The organism is Vibrio sp. Y176, assembly GCF_033438945.1.
Map to the genome: position 1 here is coordinate 1 of NZ_JAWOQS010000458.1, position 736 is coordinate 736.

Annotated in this window: 2 protein-coding genes; one reads left to right on the forward strand and one right to left on the reverse strand. The window is 44.7% G+C overall.

What is annotated here, in order from left to right; translation table 11 throughout:
* Positions 1-143: LysR family transcriptional regulator (locus R7O13_RS26675; protein WP_318305185.1), on the reverse strand; the 143-nt coding region annotated here is incomplete at its 3' end.
* A gap of 106 nt (positions 144-249) precedes the next feature.
* Between R7O13_RS26675 and R7O13_RS26680 the strand changes: the two genes are divergently transcribed.
* The coding region (locus tag R7O13_RS26680) for an MFS transporter (RefSeq protein ID WP_318305184.1) at positions 250-736 on the forward strand (487 nt) is incomplete at its 3' end.

The window sequence follows — 736 nt, forward strand, 5'->3', positions numbered from 1 at the left end:
CGAAGTTTGGCTAATGATTTGCTCACCGCGGATTGGCTAAGGCACAGTCGATGCGCTGCTCGAGTCACGTTAAGCTCTTCAATTAACACTTTAAAACAGACCAGTAAGTTCAGGTCGAGACGAGCGAGCTTTTCTATGTTCACGGTGAATTTCCTCTGGGGAATAATGGTCATGATTATACATCATTTCCATTCATATCATCAGATGATTAAGCTCTCTGCAAAGTTCTTGTTCAATTTGGAGTGTTGTGTGTCTAGCCATATTTCTAATAGTAAAAAACAAATGGCGTTGTTGACCCTTTTGGTTCTTTTCAGTCCGCTTGCGATTGATATCTATCTACCTGCGTTACCTCTTATCGCTTCAACTTTTCAGGTAGACAATGCGCTAGCACAAGACACTATTACATGGTTCCTATTTGCTATGGGTGTTGGCCAACTGTTTGCTGGCCCTTTGGCAGATAAACTCGGACGTCGAACTGTTGCATTGGGCGGCATCACTATCTACGCAATGAGCGCTTTATTGGCGTGGAGTGCTCAAAATATTGAGTGGATGTTGATGTCTCGTTTGCTACAAGGCTTAGGCGCGTGTGCGACATCGGTAGCAGCCTTTGCAACAGTTCGCGATATTTTCGGCCCAGAGAAAAGCGGCAAGATGATCAGCTACCTTAATGGTGCGATCTGCTTTATTCCGGCACTGGCACCAATCTTAGGTAGCTGGTTAACACAGCAATTCGATT